Below are 2470 nucleotides of genomic sequence, written 5' to 3'. Positions count from 1 at the left end.
CGGGCACCGCCCGCGTCGCGTCGGGGTCGTCGCCCGCTCCCCGCGGCATCGCGCGGGTGGCGTCGGCGTCCCCACCGCCCGCCCCTCGCGGCATCGCGCGGGTGGCGTCGACATCCTCGTCGCCCGCTCCCCGCGGCATCGCGCGGGTGGCGTCGGCGTCCTCGCCGTGCGAGGGGAGCGCCCGGGTGGCGTCCGCGTCACCGGCGGGTGGATCCTGACGGTCGTCGCTCATGGCACACGTCCTTTCCCCACCGGGACGGGGCACACGGCCCTCGATCGTCCACGGTAGCGGTCCCCGGCCACGCCGGCCCGCATCAGCGCGCCGTCCTGCCCGGCCCGCCGTCAGGGAGTGGGCGATGGACTCGTCGTCGGCACGTCCCCGCAGGTGAGCGCGATCTGGTCGTTCCACCGGGCAGTGCTGCCGGCGGCGGGTTCCTGCCCGGCGACCGGCCCCTGCCGGCCGCTCCGGTAACGCGGGTAGAGCCCCGCCTCCACCAGGTCGTCCGCCGCGTCGGAGCAGGACAGGGCACCGACGTCCGGCACGGTGACGGCCGGGGCCGGCCCGGCGACCCAGACGGTGACCGTGACGCCGCGCTTGACCGGTTCGCCGGGGCCCGGCGAGGTCCGCTCGACGGTACGACCGGAGCCGGTGCCGAACACCAGCCGCCAGCCGAGCCGGCGGTCGCGCAACTCCTGCCGAGCCCGCTCGAAGTCGGCGCCGACCACCTCCGGCACGGTGAGGCCGGCGGGGGTACGCGACCGCGGACCGCTGGGACGGTCCTCGGCGGGTCGGGTGGACGGCGCGGCCGACGCGGCCGGCGGAGCGGACGTCGGCACGGCACCGGTCGGCGCGGAACCGGACGAGACGTCGGGCCGGTCCGGCTCACCGGCGAGCACCCAGCCACCGCTGGCCCCGATCACGGCCAGCAGGACCACCGCCAGAGCGCCGCCGAGCAGGAGCCGGGTACGCCCCGGACCGGTCCCGTCGTCGCGTACCGGCTGCCGATCGTCCGTCATCGCGTCCCCCGCCTCGTTCATCGGCGACCGTAGCCGGTGTCGCCAAGCCGTCCGCGACCGGTCGTCCGGTCCCACGACTCGCCGGGCCGACCTCGGGACGCTACGCTCCCCCGCATGGCCAGACGGGGCTGGGGAGGATCGACCGCCGCCGCACTGGGCGTCGCCGCCGGTGCGGGCGCCGCGCAGCTCGGTTTCGGCTACGGGCTGGGCATCATCAACTGGGCGCCGACCGGCTCGGTACGCGTCGAGGCGGCCTGGGTGGCGAGTCTCGCCTGGGCCACCTGGATCGCGGCGACCTCGGTCATCGCCGGCGCGGTGTGCGCCCAACGCCTGCGGGGCACCGCCGACGACGAACCGGTGGGCACGCTGCCCCGGCTCGGTCTCGCGCTCGCCGCCGGTGCCGGCGCGCTGGTCACCGTGCTGCTGGTGGCGGTGCCGGCCCGGGCGGCCCGGGTGCCGGACACGTCCTCGCCGCAGACCGTCGCGGCGACGTACGCGGCCATTGGTCTCGTGCTCGGGGTGCTGCTGGCGACCTGGGCGCTGCACACCCGGGCCGCCGCCACCAACCTGATCGCCACCACCGGTTGGCTCTGGCTCCTCGCCGTGGTGTCGGTGATCGACGGCGTGCTCTCCGGCCGCGGCCTGACCACCGCCCAGCTCGGCATCTGGCAGATCAGCGCGGACCGGGCCGCGTTCTGGGTCCGCGACTACTTCTACTGGCCGGGGGTGCTGCTCTCCCTGGGCTCGGCGCTGGTGATCGGCGTGCTGGCGGCCCGACGCGCGGTTCGTCCGGCGGAGGTGCGGGTCGGCGCGGCCGCCTCCGGTGCGGCCGGTCCGCTGCTGGTCGCGCTGGCGTACCTGCTGGCCGTGCCGCGACTCGCCGGGATCGCCGCCGAGCAGCTGTCGGCCCACCTGATCGCCCCGTACGCGGTGATCGCCGGCCTCGCCGGCTCGGTCCTGGTGGCCGCGCTCGCCCAGCGGGCCGACCACCGGGCGGCGGACCGCACGCCCGTGTCCGTGCCCCGCCAGCGCGCCGGGGAGCCGGATCCGACGTCGACCCCGCAGGCGGGGCGGACCGACGTCACCGGGCCGGAGGCCACGTCGTCCGGTGGCGATGCCGGGTCGACCACCGGGGCCGACGTCGTCGGCGCTGACCAGGCACCGGGCACGGAGGACAAGCCGGCACGGAGGTTCTTCGGTCGCCGGGCGGGCCGGGCCACGCCGGACGCCGACCCAGCAGCCGCGCCGGTACGGACGAGTGAGCCGGCATCCACCACTCCGGACAAGGCGGCCGGTCGCCTCGACGAGCCGACTGGGGGAACGGGCCCGGGCCCCGGTGCCGACCCGGACCCGACTCCGGGTATCGGCGCGGAGTCCACCCGGGCGGATCGGCCGGCCCCGGCGGCGGGCCGCACGAGTCGGTCGTCCGGCACGCGCGCCGGCTCGTCGGGGC

2 protein-coding genes and 1 pseudogene are annotated in these 2470 nt (G+C 77.6%); 1 reads left to right on the top strand and 2 read right to left on the bottom strand.

Translation table 11 applies throughout. From position 1 onward, the window contains the following. A pseudogene (locus HUW36_RS30745) lies at nt 1–232 on the bottom strand (PASTA domain-containing protein); the annotation flags it as partial. Between the two features lie 110 nt (nt 233–342). Beyond that, nucleotides 343–1038 carry a PASTA domain-containing protein gene (locus HUW36_RS30740; RefSeq protein WP_174531287.1) on the bottom strand — a complete coding sequence of 232 codons (696 nt, stop codon included), beginning with the start codon at nt 1036–1038 and terminating at the stop codon, nt 343–345. Between the two features lie 93 nt (nt 1039–1131). Here HUW36_RS30740 and HUW36_RS30735 point away from each other — a divergent pair. Beyond that, nucleotides 1132–2470, top strand: a 1339-nt coding sequence (locus tag HUW36_RS30735) for a hypothetical protein (RefSeq protein ID WP_246248408.1), incomplete at its 3' end; no start/stop codon positions are given.

This window comes from Micromonospora maritima (assembly GCF_902825405.1).
In the GTDB taxonomy this organism is placed as follows: domain Bacteria; phylum Actinomycetota; class Actinomycetes; order Mycobacteriales; family Micromonosporaceae; genus Micromonospora; species Micromonospora maritima.
Note: the sequence above shows the minus strand (reverse complement) of the source record. Positions and strands in the feature narration are given on the sequence as shown.